This window comes from Streptomyces sp. NPDC026575 (assembly GCF_055567415.1).
Window position 1 is genome coordinate 26570 of sequence record NZ_JBVHQM010000022.1, and the last position, 16111, is coordinate 42680.

General features: G+C 75.0%; 9 protein-coding genes. 2 read left to right on the top strand and 7 right to left on the bottom strand.

All coding sequences use genetic code 11. The features are described 5' to 3' along the window. Positions 1-50: 50 nt before the first annotated feature. Positions 51-941 carry a hypothetical protein gene (locus ACZ4NB_RS27570; RefSeq protein ID WP_467665727.1) on the top strand — a complete coding sequence of 297 codons (891 nt, stop codon included), beginning with the start codon at positions 51-53 and terminating at the stop codon, positions 939-941. Between the two features lie 94 nt (positions 942-1035). Beyond that, positions 1036-2448, top strand: a complete 1413-nt coding sequence (locus ACZ4NB_RS27575) for a hypothetical protein (RefSeq protein ID WP_467665729.1) — start codon at positions 1036-1038, stop codon at positions 2446-2448. A gap of 614 nt (positions 2449-3062) precedes the next feature. Here the strand turns inward: ACZ4NB_RS27575 and ACZ4NB_RS27580 are convergent. The 7 genes from ACZ4NB_RS27580 to ACZ4NB_RS27610 form a co-directional block, all read right to left on the bottom strand. Next, the gene (locus tag ACZ4NB_RS27580; protein ID WP_467665731.1) at positions 3063-4121 is read right to left on the bottom strand and encodes a peptidoglycan-binding protein; all 1059 of its coding nucleotides are present in this window, start codon (positions 4119-4121) and stop codon (positions 3063-3065) included. Continuing rightward, positions 4121-5794: a DUF6519 domain-containing protein gene (locus tag ACZ4NB_RS27585; protein ID WP_467665733.1), complete on the bottom strand. Its 1674-nt coding sequence runs from the start codon at positions 5792-5794 to the stop codon at positions 4121-4123. The genes ACZ4NB_RS27580 and ACZ4NB_RS27585 overlap by 1 nt, the downstream gene beginning before the upstream one ends. A 238-nt stretch (positions 5795-6032) precedes the next feature. Next, positions 6033-8246: a hypothetical protein gene (locus ACZ4NB_RS27590; protein ID WP_467665735.1), complete on the bottom strand. Its 2214-nt coding sequence runs from the start codon at positions 8244-8246 to the stop codon at positions 6033-6035. 112 nt (positions 8247-8358) lie between these two features. Beyond that, on the bottom strand, positions 8359-12168 hold the full coding sequence (locus ACZ4NB_RS27595; RefSeq protein ID WP_467665736.1) for a putative baseplate assembly protein: 3810 nt from the start codon (positions 12166-12168) through the stop codon (positions 8359-8361). Continuing rightward, the gene (locus tag ACZ4NB_RS27600; protein WP_467665737.1) at positions 12165-15368 is read right to left on the bottom strand and encodes a putative baseplate assembly protein; all 3204 of its coding nucleotides are present in this window, start codon (positions 15366-15368) and stop codon (positions 12165-12167) included. Before ACZ4NB_RS27600 ends, ACZ4NB_RS27595 begins: the two co-directional genes overlap by 4 nt. Beyond that, entirely contained in the window at positions 15365-15751 is a 387-nt protein-coding gene (locus ACZ4NB_RS27605) for a GPW/gp25 family protein (RefSeq protein ID WP_467665738.1), read from the bottom strand. The genes ACZ4NB_RS27600 and ACZ4NB_RS27605 overlap by 4 nt, the downstream gene beginning before the upstream one ends. Continuing rightward, positions 15748-16104 (bottom strand): hypothetical protein, encoded by a 357-nt coding sequence (locus ACZ4NB_RS27610; RefSeq protein WP_467665739.1) that lies wholly within the window; start codon positions 16102-16104, stop codon positions 15748-15750. Before ACZ4NB_RS27610 ends, ACZ4NB_RS27605 begins: the two co-directional genes overlap by 4 nt. Positions 16105-16111: the final 7 nt, after the last annotated feature.

The following is a 16111-nucleotide window of genomic DNA, read 5'->3' on the forward strand; positions in this document are numbered from 1 at the left end:
ATCGAGGCCGCGTGCCCGGATGTCCCCGTCCGTATGGGAAGGTCCCCTCCTTGTCTGCTGTGTTCGCCCTGCCTGCCGCCGTGCGCCTGCCGCGCACGGTGGCCGCGCGGCGCGCACTGCTGGCCGGGCTCTTCCTGGTGGGCTTCGTCGCCCTCGGCTTCGCCTTCGGTCCCGGCGCCCACGCCGACGACCGCACCGGCGCACCGGCCCTGACCGGGGCGGCGTCCCCGGCCCCGGCCGAGGCGTCCCTCCCGGACCGGGCCGCCACCCGGACCGCGGCGGCCGACCGGACCGGGGCGGCCGACCGGCTCTCCGGTTCCCGGACCGCGCTTGAGCGGCGGGGCAAGGCAACCGGCGCGGAGATCGCCGACGGTACGCACGACGCGTCCGCCACGGTGGCCGAGGCCGTAAAGCCCGCCGCCGAGCAGACCGCGCCGGTCACCGGCCGGATCACCGAGCCGGTGAGCCGGATCGTGCGGGAGGCCGGGGACTCGGCCGGTGCCGCGCTGCCCGTACACCTCCCGGCCGGTGAGCAGGCGAACCGCCCCGGCGACGGCGCGGAGCAGCAGCACGGCCGTACGCCGCAGGGCATGCACCCGGCCGGCCAGTCGCGGTGCGCCGCGTCGGCCGACGGCGGCGCCGCCAACCGGCTCGCGCACCTCGCCGACGGCCCGCACAAGCCGGCCGCCGAGCAGCCCGTGACCGCCGTTCACGAGCAGCGGGACCCGGGCCACCAGGGCCTTCCGGGTCAGCTTCCGCAGGGCCAGACGGCGCCGTCCTCGCACACCGCCGGTGACGGCCACGGCCCCCGTGGTGGGGACCAGCACGCCGCCGCCCCGGCGGACTTCATGAGCCTCCGGCTGCTGCCGGGTGGCGTTCGCACGGCCGATGGCGCTCCGACGCGCATGCGGGCCGAAGAAATCCTCGAATTCCCGGGCTAGGGCAGACCGCTCCGCGTCTGTAACTGGACCTGCCGCGCGGGGGCGGGACAGGTCTGCCCTTAAACCCCTCCTGAATTCGAAGGACTTCATCACCATGCGCTCGAACATCCGCCGCTCCATCGTCGTCGCCGCTGCCGCCACCGGTCTGTGGGCCCTGGGCTCCGTCGCCGCCAACGCCGCCGAGCTGCCCGCTGTCCCGGACCTGCCCGCCACCGGCACGGTGACCGACACCGCGAACAAGGCCGCCACCGACGTCAGCGGCACCGCGCAGAAGACGGCCGGCGACGTGGCCGGCAAGGCGACCGGCGCCCTCGGCGGCGGCCTGCCGACCCAGGACCTGCCCACCGGCAAGCTCGGTGACGTCACCGGCGCCGTGGACGGCGTGCAGAAGCTGGCCGGCGGCGCGGACCTGCCGAAGACCGGCGCGGTGCACAAGGCCGCCGACCTCAAGCAGGCCAAGAAGGCCGCCAAGTCCGCCCAGAAGGCGGCGAAGAAGGCCGCGAAGAAGGCCGACCTCGGCAAGCTCGGCCGCCTGACGGACGGCAAGCTGCCCGCCGTTCCGTCGCTGTCCGCCACCCCGGGCGTCCCCTCCGCGGGCCTGCCCGAGGTGCCGCAGACCCCCGAGCTGCCCAAGACCCCCGCGCTGCCCAAGGCTCCCGGTTCCGCCGACAACCTGCTGGCCTCGCTCGCCGGTGCGGGCGTCCGCCCCGAGCAGCTGACGAAGCAGGCCCAGGGCGCGCTGGCCACCGTCCGCCCGGTCGTCGACGGCACCGCCGCCGACGTGCTGCCGCCCGTCGCCCAGCGGATCGTCGTCAAGGTCGTGCCGGTCGCCCAGGGCGCGGTCGGCGGCGCCGGCCGACTCGCCGGTGACGCGGCCGCCCAGGCGACCCCGTTCGTGACCGTCGTCGGCGGCCAGGCGCAGCTGTTCGTGCAGGGCACCGCCGCCGACGCGGTGCCGTTCGCGCAGGGTGCGGCCACCGACGCGGTCGCCTTCGCGCAGGGCAAGGCGACCGACGCGGTGCCGTTCGCGCAGGGCAAGGCCGCCGGCGCCGTCGCGTTCGCCCAGGGCGCGGCGACCGACGCCACGCCGTTCGCGCAGGGCCTGGCCGCCGTGGTCGTGACCGACGCGCAGGGCACCGCCACCAAGGCCGTCGCCGGTGTGCAGGGCCTGACCCCGGTCAAGTCCCTGCCGGCCGACGTGTCCGATGTCGCCGCCGTCCCGGCCGTGCCCGCCGTCCCGGCCGTGCCCGCCGTCCCGGCCGTGCCCGCCGTCCCGGCCGTGCCCGCCGTCCCGGCCGTGCCCGCCGTCCCGGCTGCGCCTGCCGTTCCGGCCGTGCCGGCCGACCTGTCCGACGTCGCCAACGTTCCGGCTGCGCCCGCCGTTCCGGCCGTGCCGGCCGACCTGACCGACACCGTCGCCGTCCCGGCCGTGCCCGCCGACCTGGCGGACCTGACCAACGCCGCCAACGTCCCGGCGCTGCCGGTCCTGCCGGTCCAGGCCGTCTGATCCGTCGGCCTACCAGGCCGACACCACCGGCTCGTCGGCCGCGGCGGCGGCCGACGCCGGATCACCCATGAACAGCCGGGCGGACCTCTGTGGGGGAGGACCGCCCGGCTTTGGTGTGTGCGTGTTTGAGGGCGCGGCGACTGGGCTGCGGGGTGGGGCGGGGGCCTTAGGGGGCGGTCGAACGCATCCTGTAGGGGTAGCGAGGGCCCCCTGTGAGGCCACAACGTGGGGGTGCAGGGCGGTATTCCCGTGTTCGCCCGGTGCACGAGGAGCACAAGGTGCACACCGAGTCCACTGAACCCACCGAGCACTCCGAGCGGCAAGCACCGCGAGCGTAACGACCATCGCGCACCGCAAGCACCGCGAGCACCGCGAGCACCGCGAGCACCGCAAGCGTAAGGACCATCGCGCACCGCGAGCGTAATGACCATCGCGCGCCGCAAGCACCGTAAGCGCGACCGCCACTATGTGCCGCAAGCACCGTGAGCACAACCGCCACTGGGTGCCGAAAGCACCGCAGGTGCAACGGCCGCTGCGAGAGCCGCCGGTCGCGGCGCCGCCGCTGTGCGCCGTCGCCCGCCACCCTCCGTGCCCCGCCGACGGACCTTTCGCTTCTACGAGTTGGGTACCCGTAGGCGTTCCCAGCTGACGCGGCCCGGTAGGCCGTCGGCGTCCTTGCCGCGGAAGCCGAGTTTGCGTTGCCAGGAGGCGTAGGACTTGCGGTGTGCCTCGGTCCACTCCGGGCTCGGGCGGCCCTTGTAGTGGCCGCAGCCCTCGGCCACCAGTCGCTCGCCCATGGCCGCGATCACCGGGCTCGGCGTCCCCGGGCGGAAGAAGTCGCGGCCGGGGAACGGCTCGTACGGCGGATGCTGCGGCCTGGGCGGCACCGGCCGCCCCGTCCCGTCGCCCGTGCCGCCACCGGAGCCGCCACCGTTACCGCCACCCGACCCGCCACCGGTACCGCCACCCGACCCGCCGTTGCCCGAGCCCGTGCCGCCCGAGCCCGCGCCGCCCGGCCCCGCGCCCCCGGTACCGTCGTTGCCCGTATCGGGGTCGGGTTCGGGTTCGCCCTCCGGTGGCTTTGCCAGGCGCTGCTTTATCCGGTCGCGCATCTGGTCCATCACGAAGCCGCGCGGATCGACCTTCCCCGGCTGCCACTCCTTGTGGCCGATCACCGAGCGTTCGCTCCAGCCGTGGGCCCGGCAGAGCGCCGCCGACGCCTTCTCGATCGCGAGCCGCTGCTCCTTCGGCCACGGATCCTGGCCGTCGCCGAGGTTGATGCACTCGAAGCCGTAGAAGTGCCGATTGCCGTCGGCGTCGGCGGCGTTGTCCTTCGGCAGCGGATACTCCTCGGCGATCACCGCCTCCAGGACGTCGCGGTCGCCGAGCCCGGCGTGGTTGGCGCGGCCGTTGCCGACGAGATGGATCTCGCCCCGCTTGTCGATCACGCCGTGGCAGAGCGGTCCCGGCAGATCGGCGTGCCCGTCGTAGCACAGGTCCACCGAGGCTTCGAGGCCCTCGGTGACGGTGTGATGGATCATCACCCCGTGCATCGGGCCCCATCTGCCCTTGGCGTTGCGGTGGTGCCGACGCCAGTCGCGGACCTCGTGGACCACCAGGCCCTCGGCGCGCAGCGCCGCCAGCAGCTTCCCCGCGGTCAGCGGTGTGGCCATCAGCCGGCTCCCCCCTCGTCGACCGCGGCTTCGGCCGCGGCGGTGGTCTGCGACCTGCTGCGCAGCGGTCGCGTCGAGTCGAAGCCCGCGTCCGCCGGGTCGCCCGCCGCGCCGGACGCGTCGTACCCGGCCCCGGATGCGTCCGCCGGGTGGCCCGCCTGCTCCTCCGCCCGCGCCGCCGCCTCCGCGGCCAGCGCCTCGTCGTCCGCGGCCGGAATGTCCGCCGCCAGCGGACGGAACGCCCGCCGCAGATCGGGTTCGGCCTGCTCGCCCGCCACCCACGCCAGCGGCGCGAAGTGCACCTCGATACCGGCCGGGGGCTCAAGCAGCGGACGGCGCGCCGCGTCCGCGGGCCACTCCACCCGGCCGGTGGCCGTACGGGCCGGGATCAGCCAGTAGTCGCCGGTGCGGTAGGTGCCGCGGGGCGCGAAGTACACCTCCACACCGTCCTCCAGCGGCAGCCACTCGCCCTCCTCGACCGGCAGTGCCCCGTGCTTGAGCCGCTCGGCCCGGGCACCGCGCCTGACGGCCTTGCGGCCGCCCTCGTGGTGGTCCCAGCGACGCAGGAACGGGTGCAGCTCCGGCCGGCGCCCGACGCCCGGCGCCGGCTCGTCGGACAGCCGCACCCGGCGGCCCGGCAGGTCGAGCTCCTCCACCCGCAGCAGCGGCGCCGCCTCGCCGCGGCTGGCGTAGGCGGTGTCGACGAACTCGACCCGGTCGCCGACGTTCAGATCCAGCTTGCCGTCGCCGCCCAGTGTCGCCAGCTCCACCCAGGTGCCGTCGAGTTCGTCGACCGGGAAGGTGACCGAACCGTTCTCCCTGGACCACTTGAAGGTGGCGTCCTTCGCGGCGCCGCCGTCGTGCACCTCGACCCGGTAGAGCTGGTTCTCCGGCCCCCGGTAGCGGGCGTCCGGGGCGACCAGGCAGGGCTCGTCGTCGGCGTGGTCCGGACGCTCGCTGCGTGCCGCCAGGCCGGAGGCGGGGGCGGCCTGCTTCCGCGCCCAGTCGGCGAAGGCCCTGCGGACGTCCTTGATCGGCGGGGTGTGGTCCTCGATGCCCAGCTCCGCCGCGGGCAGCGGCAGCACCTGCCACACCACCTTCGTACGGGCCGCGGTGTCCGGCATCGCCGACCCCAGCGCCACCTCGCGCAGCGCCGGGTCCTCGGCGGCGGTGACCACCCGCTCCCACACCTTCAGATACGCCAGGTACGGGAAGGCGCTGGGCAGCCGGTCGCCCGGCCGCTCGGGGTCCCGGAAGCCGTCGGGCTGGTCCCAGTACGTCCAGGTGGTGGCCGGCGCGGCCGGCGCGCCCGCGCCGTCGCCGCCCGGCTCGTCCTTGCCGTCGTCGTCGGCCGCACCGTGCGCGGGCACCGGCACGCCGGGCCGCGGGCGGGTGGCGTCGCACAGGATGCCGTCGACGTAGTAGCGGCCGCCGCCGATGACCAGGTCGTCCAGTTCGCGGCCGCCGCCCCGCAGGGTGATCTTGAAGCCGGTGGCGCCGCTCGGGCCGCCGTGCTCGCCGATCAGGTCGGCGGCGAGCGTACGGGCCTGCAGCAGCTGGATCGCGGTCTGCTCGTTGGCGTCCGCGTCGAGCTGTACGCGGCCCTGCTGAGCGACGACCGCGGAGTAGTGACGCTCCGGCCGGTGGGTCAGGCGCGAGAGATCAGCGTGCATGGAAGGGGTCCCCCTCGTACGGGATGCTCGGAAGGTCGGCGGTCGGCGGTCGTCGGATCGGTGGGCATGAGGCCGACGGTCGTCGGACCGGCGGGCGTGAGGCCGGCGGTCGTGAGGTCGACGGTCGTCAGGGCGGCGGGCGTGAGGCCGGCGGGCGTCCCACGGCAAGGGCGCCGGGTGCGCCGCCGGTTCGCCCGACGCACCGGCGGCGGGCTCACGTCACCCACCGGCGGCGGGCTCATGTCACGAACACCACCCCCGCGTCGCTGCCCGCCGGCGTGTACTCCGCCAGCCGGGCCCGCAGGCTGTCCTCGCGCTGCGGCTGGTACAGGTCGTGGTAGGCGCCCATCTCCGCGCCGTCCTCCGCGCCGCGCCGGATCTCCGGCGCGCAGCCGTCCGCCAACTGCCCGTACCAGGGCGTGCCGTAGCGCTCACCGCGCAGCAGCGGCCGCACCCTCGCGGCGTCCGAGGGGCCCGCCAGGTCCGGCTGGCAGCGGTGCCGGCGCGGGGTGCGCGACCCCGGCGGCACATAGCTGAACCGCACACAGCCGACACCGCGCCGGGCGACGTGCAGCCGGCCGGTGAAGACGCTGTTCTCGGCGAGCTGCACGGCGTGGGTGTGCACCTCGCCGATGACGGTGGAGCGGTGCGCGTACAGCACCGCGTGGGCGTGCCGGCAGTCCGGCGCCGACAGCGCCTCGCGGTCGGCTCCGGTGGCGTCCAGGATGCTGTCGCGCAGATGGATCGGCAGCGGATCGGTGCCCACCTCGTCGCCGATCACCTCGATGGTGCCCAGGATCGTCCGGTCGATCTCCACGCACGCGGTCGTCCGGTCCAGCACCAGGCTCGGCTCCTCGGGGGAGTGCGGATCGCACTCCGGCTCCAGGGACCAGCCCGGCACCAGGGTGCAGTGCCGCAGCACCAGCGCGCCCATCGGGCCGGTGACGTTCAGCCCCCGCCCGGTGACCAGCAGCCCGTCCAGCACCATCCGCGGCCGCTCGCCGACCGCGCAATCGGCCTCCCGCGCCCGGATGTTGAGCGCGTCGGGACGGTTGCTGTACCAGTCGAGCAGCCGGATGACGGGCCGGGTGCCCTCGGCGGCGCGCAGCTGGAGCCGGTCGCCGGGATCCAGGTCGAAGTCCAGCTGCTCCTGGTAGGCGCCGCTGTGGGTGATCTCGATGATCCCCTCGGGGCCGCACCGCCCGGACCGCCGGTCGTGCTGCCACGCCCCGTAGGCGTCCATGATCCGCTGGAACGGCCGGCCCGGCCCGACCCGGTAGACCGCGGCGTCCGGGGCGGCGGGGCTCCCCGAGCCTCCGGCCGGGGGGACCCTCCTCTCGCTTCGCTCGCGCTGGTACTCGCCGCCGCCCAGCTCGTCGCCGAACCCGTAGTGGTAGTCCACCCATACGCCCTGCCGGGGCGCCGAGCGCGCGCCGAACGCGATGCGGCCCAGCTCCGGATCGACCGCGACCTGCCCGCGCTTGGGCCGGTAGCGCCAGTCTGCGAGGTCCGCGACGACGATGTCGGCGAGCGGGACCGGGGCGTCGTGCCCGTCCCGGCGGAGGGTGAAGCTCTTGCCCGGCCCGTAGTAGTCCGCGAGACGGTCGTGCAGCTGCCGGCGCCGGATCGCCGCCGGCACGTTGTCGAGGGTGGCGATATGCGCCGCGGACGGCTCTGGCTCCGGGCGGGTCACCAGCGGGGTGTCGTTGCCCAGGATGGAGAACGTGTAGAGGTTGCGGGCCCGGTCGATGCAGTACGCCGGCGCCCCGGTCACCGAGTACGGCTTCAGCCGCCACACGAACAGGCCGACCCCGGCCGGGGTGTAACCGCCCTGGGTGTGACGGGAGTCGGCCCGGCGCACGTCCACCGAACGGGCCACCGTCCCGAAGGGCCCGCCCGCCAGATCGAGCGCCGCGCCGTCGCGCAGGTCCACCAGCCGCCCGCGCCCGGCCCGCCGCGCGTTGACCGCCTCCGTGCCCGACCCGTACAGCTTCACCGGCTGCTGGTGCGCGAGGAGCCGGGAGAACTCCACCGCCCGCGCCGGCCAGCCCGCCACCGACTCCGACAGCTCCTCCAGCAGCGCCAACGTGCCCTTGCGCCGCCGGTTGCCGACCGTCGCCGCCACATCGCGGCGCGGCGCCAGCGCCTCGGCCAGCCGCCGCCGCGAGGAGTCCGGCAGCCCGCCGTCGCGCAGCCCGCCGGCCAGCACCCCCTCGTAGCCGGGCAGCGGACGGTAGCCCACCAGGTCGCCGAGGTAGGGCAGCACCCACTCGGCGGCGCTCTCCACGAACCAGTCGTCGTACTGCTGGGCGACCCCGTCGCGCACCCGGTCCACCTGCTCGGCGATCACGGCGAGCAGGGCGCGCAGCGGCTCGCCGCCTTCCGCGTCGCGCAGCCGGTGCCACTGCGGAAGCAGCTCGGCGAGCCCGTCCGGCTCCCTCTTCGTACTCATCGGGGCACCTCCGTGCCGAACGCCGGGTCGGTGATGGTGATCGCGAGGGTGGCCGTGGTCACGGTCGTCCTGGCCGTGGCCACGGTCCTCGTGGTCGTGGTCGGGGTCGGGGTCATCGGGTCACCTCGGTGAGGATCAGCGTGTCCGCGACCCGCGGCGAGAACAGCGCCAGCTGCGCCGGCCGGATACCGCGGAAGACGCAGACCGCACGGCCCTTGGCCAGCGGCCGGGTGTCGGTGATGTCCGGGTTCAGCCGCAGCAGCTCGGCCAGCGCGATGCCGTGGCGGGCGGCGACGGCGGTCAGCGTCTCCCCGCCGTCCGCCGTCACCTCGTGGATCCGCTCGTCGTACGCGGCGAGCCGGGACGGCACCGACGCACCCGGCGGCTCGGCGAACCGCTGTGACAGCGCGGCCAGTTCGGCGGCGGAGACGGACGCCGGGACGCCGGTGAAGGCATCGACGTCGACGTAGTCCACCCCCGGCACCGACTGGGCGGCGGCCAGCACTTCCGACAGCCGCGCCGGCTGCCCCAGCTCCCGCCCGTCATAGCCCAGCCGGTCCAGCACCGCCCGCCGCACCCGCGGCTCCACCAGCGGCCATGCGTGGTCCGCAGCCACCTTCACCTTCGCCACGCACAGGAGCAGCACCGGCTCGCGCACATCCACCCGGACCGGCAGCCGGGCGTCGCCGTACTCGGCCAGCGACGACCGCAGCGCCCGCAGCACCTCCGCGTCCGGGTCGAGCGGGATGTCGTCCACCCCGGCCACCGTCACATGCAGCACCTTGCGCCGCCCGTCGAAGAGTTCGCGGGCCGAGGCCCGGCCGATGCCGGCACGGGAGCGGGCGAAGTCCTCGTAGTCCGCGAGCGAGACCAGCCGGTCCAGCGCGGAGACCGCCAGCGGGACGGTGCGCCGGGTCAGCCCGGGGCCGTCGGCGTCCGCACCGCCGCGCGCGGGCTGCGGATTGGTCACCCCGGTGACGCCCAGCGGCCGGGTGACCGCCTGGGTGATCCGGTGCGCCGCGACGTTCGCCGCCCGCCCGGTGCCGAAGCGGTAGCGGGCCCGCACGTTGTCGTGGCCGCTCGGCAGCCGGGCGCCGTGCACCCCGTCGCCGAACGTCACCGTCGTGCGGCCCTCCCCGCCGCCGGCGCCGGTGCCCGTCACATACACCCGCTCCCGCGGCCCGCGCCCGGCCAGGCTGTCCACCGCGTGCCACAGCAGCCCGTCGACCCGCACCTCAAGCTCCGGGGCGGCGCCCAGCGGACTGTCGTCCGGCAGCCACGTCAGCGGCGACTGCCACAGCGCGAACGTCTGGTTGGCGCGGGTGGCGTCCCCGCTGCCGATGGGCTCGTCGCGGCTCTCCCCGTGCGACGCGGGCACCACGTTGCCCTGGACGCGGACCGTCCCCCGCCGGTAGCGGTAGGCCAGATCCGCGGTCAGGGTCAGCACCGTGTGCACATGGTCGCCCGGCAAGTCCGCGTCCAGCCGCTGGTCCACCGACGCGATCACCGCGAGTTCGGTCGCCCGCAGCCCGGCGCCGCCCGCCAGGCCCGGTATGTCGCTGCGCTCACCGGAGACCACGATCCGCCGCCCCGGCAGCAACCCGTCGTACAGCTCGGCGAGTTCCAGCTCGTTGCCGTGCACGTCCTCGCCCAGCGGCTCGTCCGCCATCCGCAGCGGCTCGCCGCCCGCGTGCACGGTCGTGTCCCGGATCGTCGAGAGCACCACATCGTGCTCGTCCAGCCAGGGATCGGCCAGTGTCAGTTCGGTGCCCCGCCCGGTGATGCCGAAGTTCGTGTACGCGGCGGTGCGCACCGCCGTCACCCGGGTGGTGACGAACGCCAGCTTCTTGTCGCCCGGTATGCCGTCCGGCCCGCCCGCGCCCTTACGGGGACGCCGGATCGCGACCCAGCTGCCGACCGTGATGCCGTCCCGCACCGAATCCAGCGGCAGCACATGGCGGTTGGCGGGCGCGGGGACGGTGGCGATACCGATCTCCACGGCGGGCGGTTCGCTGCCCGGCGTGCGCCGCACGGTCACCTCGTACTCGCCGTGCCGGACCTGCCGCTGCTCGCCCGGCTTGAGGTGCCAGGTCTGCGGCTGTCCGTTGTGCACCGCGACCTCGATCCGGTCCTCCTCGTCCGGGCGGGCCACGAACAGCGTCCGCTCGGGCAGCCCGGCCCGCAGCCGCGCGGTGACCCCGGCCTCCTGCGAATCGGTCGGCCGCCGCCCCAGCCAGCTCAGATCGTGGTCCTGGCCGGTACGCGTGGACAGCTCGACCCGGCCGGGACCGAGAGCGAACGACTCGTCCGACGGCAGGTTCACGGTGTGCTGCACCGAAGCGCCGGTCTCGATGTGCTGGAACTCCGCCTTCACCGGCACCTTGCCGGCCGTGTCGAACACCACCCGCATGCCGGTCAGCGCGGCGCCCGTCAGCGGCCAGTCCGACTGCCGGATCACCCGGCCCTGGTCGTCCTGCACCGGCTTGAGCGGCGCCGTCGCCCCGAACGGCGCGGCGCTCACCCGCATCGCCAGCAGCTCCCGCAGCGCGCCTTGCGCCTGCGGTGCCGCCTGCCGCCACGCCTGGTACATCCCGTCGGCGAGCCGCGGATCCAGCGCGGACAGCAGCCGCGCGGTCAGATCCGAACCGGGCGCGAAGAGCCGGCCGGGGTCGCGGAACGCGGCCCCCGCACCGGACGGCGGACGCACCACACGGGTACGCAGCGCCGGCAGCACGGCGGCCAGGGCCCGCAGCGCCGGCGCTCCCTGCCCCGCCGCGGACTTCGGCTTCGGCGGGACGGGCACCGTACGGGCCGGCTCCAGATCCCCCGCCCGCTCCCGCAGCTCGCCGACCACCGCCTCCAACCGCTCGAACCAGGCCGCGACCTCCTCGTACGGCGCGGCAAGCACCTGCGCCTCGGCCAGCCGCTCATGCGGCCCGGCGAGCCGCTCGGCGAAGGCGGCCGGCGAGGAACCGGCCGCCCCGTCCAGGTCCTTGCGCAGCGGGGCCAGCACCTGGACGTCGAAGGTGTCGATCAGCCTGCTGACCGGCCGCGGGTTCGGCGTCTGCGGCGTGGGCGGGCCGGGCTCGTCGGGATCGTCCGGGTCACCGCCGTCCGGCGGCTCGGTGATCCACTGCCGCACCTCGTCCACCAGCTCCTTCAGGGTCGGCGGCGCGGACCGCGGCAGCCCGATCGCGGTGCGGTCCTCCTCCCGGTCGATCCGCACCTTCGCCACCGGCAGCAGCAGCTGCCGACTCCCACCGAAGTCGAACAGCAGCTGGTCACCGGTCTGCAGCGAGGCGTTGGTGCCGGCCACGAACAGCTCCGAGCGCTGCGCGAGGTCCTCGGCGACCAGCAGGGCCGGCCGCCGCCGGCGCACCTTCAGCTCGTTCCACGCCCAGCGCGCGGTCAGGTCCTCGTCCGTCTCGAAGGTCTGCGACTCCTCGCCGGTGGCGGCGGGCACACTGTGGCTGCGCGCGCCGCGCGGGATGACCACCGGCAGGTCCTCGGCGCGCGGATCCTTGTCGAGGGTGTACGCGAGATGGGTGTCGGCGGCGACCCCCGGCCGCGGCCGGTGCCCCACCAGCCGCCCCAGCAGCGCCAGCGACCGGTGCTCGTTGGCGGTCCGCAGATAGCCCTCCTGCGCGATCCGCTCGCCGTGGAAGGTCAGTACGTCACCGAGCACCGCCCAGGCGTCCAGCAGCCCGATCGCCGGATCGTCCGGGGTGCGCACCGTCAGACCGCGCAGCGCCGGGTAGGCGGGCGAGGCGAGCCGGTCGAGCATCCCGGCGAGGAAGCCGCCGTAGTCGCCGACGCGGTAGTCGAGCGCCGGGCGGCCCGGCGGGTTGTAGAGGGCGTCGGGGGCGCGGCGCTCGTCGTGGCCGCCGATCCCCCCGTCGCAGCCGCATCCGCAGACGCTCATCGGGCAGTCCCCCACTCACATGTCAGCCGGCCGTTCTCGGGCCGCTCCGGGTCGTTGTCGCACACGGCGATCTCCAGCGGGCCGAGCCGCAGCACCCCGTCCTCAAGCGCCCGGTCGTCGAGATGTTCCTCATGGACCAGCCGCTGCAGGCGGGTCACCCGGGCGCTCAGCACGCCCGGGACGGCCGCGGCCACCGCCGTGAGGCGGCTGAGCCGCACCGGCTCCCCGAACGTCAGCGCGTCCGGATGGAAGAACCCCAGACCGCCCCCCGGCAGCCGCCGGTTGCCCAGTGCCCGGGTCAACTCGGCCAGGATCCGGCCGTGTTGGTGGCCCGGTGCCGCACACACCTCCACCGTCAGATCCACCGGCACCGTCCGGGCCGCCTCGACGACCAGGTCGTGCCCGATCCGCCGGTAGCTCTCCAGCGCGTACGCGACGGAGTCCAGCAGCCGCGGCGACGGCGCACCGCTGCCCGCCGCGTCGATCGCCACATGCGCCTCCTGGACGCTGCCGGTCCAGCGGATCTCCGCCGCGGCCCGCTGCACACCTGGCAGCGCCGACGCCAGCTCCGCGTAGTCGGCGGCGGTCACCGCCCGCAGCCGGGTCCGCTTCAGATCGAGCGGGGCCAACTGCCGTACCTGCTCGACCGGTTCGGGCTCCGTGCCGCCGGTGGCGGGCAGCGGGTTGCGGACACCGGCCACCGGCAGCTCCTCGGCGGCGGCATCCGAGTCCCGCGCACTCCGGTCGAGCACCAGATGGTTGATGGCCTCGGCGCCGACGTTGCCCGCCGTGCCGCCGCCCAGCCGGTAGCGCAGGGCCAGCCGGCTGCCGGGCTCGGGCCGGGCCCCGTAGCGCCCGTCGCCGAACCGCAGCGCCAGCCGCCCGTCGTCCTGCAGCTCACCGACGAAGTGCCGGTCGCGGGGCCCGCTGTCGAGCAGGTCGCGGCGCGGCAGCCAGGTCCGCTCCCCGTCGTCGAGGCGTACGGCGGGCAGCGCGGCCCGCGGATCGGGCAGCAGGCCCGCCGCCGGCCCGTGCAGCACCGGCTCGTCCGGGTCCAGCCCCACGGCGTACGCCGGGCCCCAGCTGTGCGCGATCTCCCAGGCGATCCGCCGGTCCAGCACCGTACCCGCCCGGGCCCGCGCGCCCAGCACCTCCAGGCGGCGCAGCTTGCCGCCCAGCAGCCCCTCGGTGCGGTGCAGCAGCTCGCGCAGCGCCCGCACCGGGTGGCGGCGCAGCTCGAACCGTTCGAGGGCCTTCAGGCCGAACACCACCGCCAGCTCGGCGATCTCGTCCTCCGCCAGCCCGTCGTGGTCCCGGGCGCTGCGCCACAGCTCGACGAGCCGGTCCCGCACGCGCTCCGGTATCCCCGCCAGCCGGTCGGCCTGCCCCGCCGCGACCTGCGCGGGCTGCGGGTACGGCACGGTCTGGGCGACGGGGGAGCGGTCCAGCACCGGCCGGAAGCGCGGTACGACGCCCGGGTAGACGGACTGCGCGAGCAGCGTGCGCAGCGCCTCGGCCTGGGCGTGGACGGTGCCCGGCACCACGCGTTCCCGTTGCCGCTGCCCGGCCGGCTCCAGCCCGAGCCCGGCCCGTACGGTCGCCTCCTCGCCGACGACGGTGAACAGCTCACGGATGTCGTCGGCGGTGAGCGCCTGATGGCAACCGGTCTTCTCCAGCAGGGCGTTGATGGTGGCCGCGGTGGCGTTGCCGTCGTCCTTGCGATCGCCGCAGCCGAAGGCGGGCGGGTCGCACGAGCCGAGGACGGCGGGGACGGGCGGTACGACCACGGTCTCGGGTACGCCCTCATCGCTGCCGCCGAAGACCAGCGACCGCCCATGGTCGACCAGCACGACATTGCCGCGCGCCACACTCACGTCCTCGACGGGCGCGCAGTCGGGCCCGCCCCGGGTGGACAGCACCAGCGGGAACGCCAGCGCGTCCTCCGGCGCCCAGGTCACCTCCAGCACCGGCTGGTCGTCGAGCCGGTCGACGGCCGGGGTGACCGAGGTCAGGCGGACGGTCTGCCGGTGGGCGGGGTCCTGATCGCCGGGCGTTCCCGTCCGCGGCCCCTTGACCTCCTCGAACAGCAGCAGATCACCGGGGGAGAGCCGCAGCGCCCGCGCCTCGCAGGCGTCGTCCGCCCACTCGTCGCGCAGCGTCGCGCCGGTGGCCCCCTTGGGCAGGGCGCAGACCTCCCCGCCCCAGCTCCACAGCCGGATGGCGTTGTGCTCGGGCCGCGCCACGAGGGGCGTCTCCGCAACCGGCTCGAAGACCTCCACCGCACCGCGCTCGTCCAGCACCGCCAGATCCCGGTCGTCGACGACACTGCCGATCTCCGGCCGGTCGCGCGGCCCGAACGTCCGGGTGTCGATCGCCGCGAAGCGGAACTCGCCCGGAAGCAGCGTGAGTTCCGCCACCGCCTCCACCGACACGAACGCCCGCGCACTGCACCCGTCGTGCATCGGATAGTCGATCAGCCGGACGTGCCGCCGTACGGAGACCCTCCGCCGGGCCGTGTCCAGATACGCCTCCGTCGCCACCGCGTCCTGCTGATAGCTGATCTGATCGGCGGTGTACGCCAGCAGCTCCACCAGCGTCGTTCCCAGATCCGCGGGACTGCGCTCGACCCAGTCGGGGGTGGTCAGCCGCAGCCGGTCCAGGACCAGCCGGCGCAGAGTGTCGTAGTCGCGGGCCGTGTAGTCGACGACGGGCGCCGGCCGGAAGGTGTCCGGGCAGTCGCCCGGCCCGGCGCCGCCCTCCTCGTCCGCGCAGTCGAAGGGGCTCGGGCAATCCGCCCGGAAGGAGAACTCCTGACCGAAGTAGCGCTGGTCGAAGCCCTCATACGGCTCGGTGCCGGGCCGCCCGTACGGATCGGCCTCGACGAGGGAGAGCCGGTAGCGCGAGGTGTCCCCGGTCCGGTCCAGCGTCACCAGCAGCCGGTCGTCGAGCTCGGGGTCCTCCTCCCGCTCCACGCAGACCTCCACGGCCACCAGGCCGGTGATCCGCCGCCCGCCGTCGATCCGCACATGCTCCGGCCCCAGCCCGTGCGGCGCCTTGCCGAGAAAGGTGACGGTCAGCGTCACCCCGTCGTCGCCTACCTCCACCGCGTCGACGCCGTTGAGTCGCGCCGCCCTGACCCGGCCGCGGCGACCGTCCATCCCGCAGATCAACTCGCCCGCACTGCTGCCCAGTTGGCTCATCCCTCGCCCCGCCCCTCGAACACCTCGTCGCGCCGGCTCGCGGTGGAGCGCACCACATAGCGCAGATACACCCGTACGACGTTCTCCTCGCTCACCACGTCCAGCGACTCGACCTCGATGAGGTCCCCCAGCCACCGCTGCAACGACGCCTGCACGGACAGCTCCACCGCCGACGCCAGCTCCGGGCTGTTCGGCGTGAAGACCAGATCCAGCAGCCCGCACCCGAAGTCCGGCCGCATCACCCGCTCACCGGGACTGGTGAACAACAACTGCTCGATCAGATCCCGCACATGCGCCTCGTGATCGGCGTGCGCGGTCCGCCCCCGCCGGTCGATCCGGAACGGAAACGCGATCTCGGTACGTACCTTCTTCGCAGCCCTCATCGGCTGGACACCCCCTGGCCCTGATGGACGGACGCCACGACCGGCGGGCCCTGCGGCACCAGCCCGACGCTGAAACACATCGCCGCCGTGGTGTCCAGCAGCACCGGCACCCCGTCGACGCGTACGGCATCGCTCTCCGCGCCCGGCATCCAGCGCACACTGGTGCACGGCTGCGGTCGGTGCCCCACGGTGTGCGGACATCCGCCGATCGTGAAAAGGTCCGCGGCGGTGGCCACCGGCGCGCCATCGATCCGTACGCCGGCACTGCCACCCGCACCCGTTGCGGATATCGCCCGGCCTCCGTGCGGACAACTGATCACGGCCCCGCCGTGCACGACGTTCCCGCTCGCCATCTGTCCT